5 protein-coding genes are annotated in these 3,599 nt (G+C 65.0%); 2 read left to right on the top strand and 3 right to left on the bottom strand.

Annotation, left to right across the window (positions count from 1 at the left end; translation table 11 throughout):
- On the top strand, positions 1-413 hold a 413-nt coding region (locus BST27_RS29765; protein ID WP_139805459.1), incomplete at its 5' end, for a TOBE-like domain-containing protein.
- Between the two features lie 5 nt (positions 414-418).
- Here the strand turns inward: BST27_RS29765 and BST27_RS29770 are convergent.
- On the bottom strand, positions 419-1,915 hold the full coding sequence (locus BST27_RS29770) for a potassium/proton antiporter (protein WP_069422629.1): 1,497 nt from the start codon (positions 1,913-1,915) through the stop codon (positions 419-421).
- A gap of 154 nt (positions 1,916-2,069) precedes the next feature.
- Between BST27_RS29770 and BST27_RS29775 the strand changes: the two genes are divergently transcribed.
- The gene (locus BST27_RS29775; protein WP_069422631.1) at positions 2,070-2,771 is read left to right on the top strand and encodes a potassium channel family protein; all 702 of its coding nucleotides are present in this window, start codon (positions 2,070-2,072) and stop codon (positions 2,769-2,771) included.
- Positions 2,772-2,775: 4 nt separating this feature from the next.
- Here the strand turns inward: BST27_RS29775 and BST27_RS32830 are convergent, their stop codons facing one another.
- Both BST27_RS32830 and BST27_RS29785 read right to left on the bottom strand, forming a co-directional pair.
- The gene (locus BST27_RS32830) at positions 2,776-3,012 is read right to left on the bottom strand and encodes a hypothetical protein (RefSeq protein WP_079219932.1); all 237 of its coding nucleotides are present in this window, start codon (positions 3,010-3,012) and stop codon (positions 2,776-2,778) included.
- A gap of 21 nt (positions 3,013-3,033) precedes the next feature.
- Positions 3,034-3,599, bottom strand: a 566-nt coding sequence (locus BST27_RS29785; RefSeq protein ID WP_139805460.1) for a flavin monoamine oxidase family protein, incomplete at its 5' end; no start/stop codon positions are given.

Below are 3,599 nucleotides of genomic sequence, written 5' to 3' on the forward strand. Positions count from 1 at the left end.
ACAAGGGGCGTATCGAGCAGGTCGGGTCGCCCACCGAGGTTTATGACACCCCGGTCAATCCGTTCGTCATGTCGTTTCTGGGTGCGGTGTCCACGCTCAACGGCGCACTGGTCCGCCCGCACGACATCCGGGTCGGCCGCAGCCCCGAGTTGGCGATTGCGGGCGGTGATCGCAGCGCGGACGCACTCGGGGTGGTGCCCGCCACCGTGGACCGGGTGGTGAAGCTGGGCTTCGAGGTGCGGGTGGAGCTCACCGGCGCCGACGGAGTGCCCTTCACCGCCCAGATCACCCGCGGGGACGCCGAGGCGCTGGCCTTGAAGGACGGCGACACCGTCTACGTGCGAGCCACCCGGGTGCCGTCCCTTCCGAAGGCGGAGGACGTCAGCGACGAGGATGTCCTGGCGTCCGTCTGACGCCGCTAGTCGGGTTCGCCGTACTCGTCGAACCAGTACGCGAGCTTGCCGCGCCGGCTCACCGCCCGAAGTCTGGATTCGGTGGCCGCGCGCGTCTTGCTGGTGGTGACGATCATCAATTCATCGCCGGCCTGGATGCGCGTGTCGGGCATCGGGACAAAGGTATGACCCTTGCGAATGATCAGCGTGATCACGGCGGGGTCGGGCAGTCGCAACTCGACAATGGTGACGTTGTGCAACCGCGACTGCTGTTGCACCCTCATGGTCAGCAGTTCGGCGTCGAGCACGTCGAGGGGCGCCGCTTCGACCTGAATCTCGCGGGTGGTTTCGCGCGTGATTAGTCCCAACTTCTTTGCGATGGGCCGCAGGCTCGGGGCCTGTATGACGGTGAAGACCAGCACCAGCATGAAAACGATGTTGAGCAGGCGGTAACTATCGGCAACGCCGGCGACCACCGGAAAGGTGGCCAACACAATTGGGACCGCGCCACGCAGCCCCGCCCACGACAGAAACGCTTGCTCCCGCCAGGGAATGCGGAACCAGATCAGAGACGCCACCACCGACAGCGGCCGCGCGACCAGCAGCAGCAGCAGGCCGATCACTACCGCCGGGACCGCGTCATGCGCCACTTCGCTGGGGTCCACCAGGAGCCCCAGCAGCACGAACAACCCGATCTGGGCCAGCCAGCCGACCCCTTCCGCGAAGGACCGGGTCGCCGCTCTGTGGGGTAGTCCGGAGTTTGCCAGGACCACCGATGCCAGGTATGCGGCGATGAATCCACTGGCGTGGCTCTCACCGGCCGCCGCAAACGCGACAAGCCCCAGCCCGAAGGTCGAAATCGGGTACAAACCGGACGCCGGCAACGCGATGCGGCGCAGCGCGACCGCACCAAGGTAGCCAATGGCCAGTCCTAGCGCGGTGCCGACGGCCAGCTCGAAAACCAAATCGAGGATCGCCCCCTCCGGCTCGAACACGAAGGGCACGGTGCTGAACATGAGCACCAGAATCACGGCGGGTGCGTCGTTGAACCCAGACTCCGCCTCCAGTAACCCGGCAATGCGCCGGGGCAGGGGGAGCACTCTCAGGACGGAGAACACCGCCGCGGCGTCCGTCGAGGACACGATGGCGCCCAGCAACAGTGAAACCTGCCAGTCGATCCCCAGTAGAAAATGCGTCCCGACCGCGGTGACCACCATGCTGATGACGACGCCGGCGGTGGCTAACGTGACCGCGGGGGCTAGTACCGAGCGAATATCGGAAAACCGGGTGGTCAAGCCGCCTTCGATGAGGATCAGCGCCAGGGCGGCCGTCCCCACATTTCGCGCCAGCTGCACGTCGTCGAAATTCAGTCCTAGTCCGTCTTCGCCGACGGCCACTCCGACCAGCAGGAACAGCAGCATGCTGGGAAACCCGATTTGAGTGGCCAAGCGGGTACCCACGATGCTGGCGAGCAGCACGAGGCCGCCGATCAGCATGGCTAGGTACAGCTGTTGCAGGCTCACTTCAAATCCCGTCTCAACCCGTCTCAGATGTGCTCGGCGGTGGGCGGTGACTCGGCACCAGGTAATGCTCGCCTGTTAGTAAATCAGTAGGGGGCCGCACGGTGCGCGCGGTGCAGGCGGGATACGGGAAGATGTTCTAGTGGTGAAGCGGAAGATGCGGATCGCGGTAGTCGGAGCCGGCAACGTCGGCCGTTCCGTCGCCCGTGAGCTGCTGGACAACGGCCACAAGATCTTGTTGATCGAGCGACAGCGCAGCAACTTCGAGCCGAACACCGTCCCCGACGCGGACTGGTTGAACGCCGACGCCTGCGAGCTGTCGTCGTTGCAGGAGGCAGGCATCCAGACCTGCGACGTCCTGATCGCGGCCACGGGTGACGACAAGGCGAATCTCGTCGTGGGTTTGCTGGCCAAGACCGAGTTCGGCGTGCCCCGGGTGGTGGCGAGGATCAACGACCTGCGGAACGAGTGGCTGTTCAGCCAGTCGTGGGGGATCGACGTGGCGGTGTCCGCCCCGGGCGCGATGGTCGCCGGGATCGAAGGCGCCATCGACGTGGGTCACCTGGTGCGGTTGATGGGATTGCGGGAAGGGCTTGCCGCGCTGACCAAGCTGACTTTGCCCGAAGATAATCCTCTGGTCGGGCAGCGCGTGGGTGAGCTGCACCTGCCGAAGAACACGGCCTTGGTGACGATCCTTCGGGGTGACGGTGTGATCGTCGCCAAGCCCGACGACGTCTTGGCGGCCGGCGACGAGTTGCTGTTCGTCGCCGATAACTCGATGGAGCCCTCCATCCAATCCGCCATATACAGCGCGCAACCGCGCGTGGTGCCCCGGTCCTGGACCGGCGGCCTCGCGTGAGCGATCAGGAACCCGCCGCATGACCGTCGCGCTGCTCCGCGAGTTGTTCGAGCAGCTGGTGGTGGCCAAGAACGCCGAGCTCATCGAGCACTATTACGACCCCGACTTCGTGATGTTCTCCGACGGGCTGACCCAGGGTCTTGCCGAATTCCGCGACGGCCACCGCAAGCTCTTCGCAAGCCCCATCGAGTACTCCGTCGAGTACGACGACCAGGCGTGGGTGCAGGACACCGACAAGCAAAGTATTGATTTACACAAGAATTCATTTCAAGCGGCGCATCAACTCCGCCGCTGCGGATCGTCCGCTGAGCAAGGCGCCGTGCACGGTGGCGGGATTGTCCACGGTGACGGCCTCGCCGGCGAGGTAGAGGCGGTCGCTGATCGGTTCCTGGAGCCGGCGTCGGTCGTCAAGGCCGGAACCGGGCGCGTGGAACGAGTAGGAGCCCAGCGCGTACGGGTCGACGGTCCAGCCCGACGACATGACCTGCATCGGTGCGACATCTGCGCCGAAGAGCTGCCGAGCAATGGGCAGCGCGGTCGTCATCAATTCGCTCGGCGAGGCGTTCTCGACCCATCGACCGCGGTGACCGGCGTTGAATGCCAACACAATTGGCCCCGCCGCGGCGGGCAGGGTGAACCACTGCGCCCACATTCCGTCGTCGGAACCCAAGTAGTGGAAGAAGGCGTTCTCCTCGTCCCAGGTGCGTCGGTCGAAGCGGAAGTAGCTCTTGGACAGCGCACCGAATCCTAGCCTCGATTTTTCGTCGAGGGTGATTTCGGTCGGACTTGGCGATGGGGTGCGTGGTGTCTGGGGTTTGTGTGGTTTAG

Source organism: Mycobacterium intermedium (assembly GCF_002086275.1).
Taxonomy (GTDB): domain Bacteria; phylum Actinomycetota; class Actinomycetes; order Mycobacteriales; family Mycobacteriaceae; genus Mycobacterium; species Mycobacterium intermedium.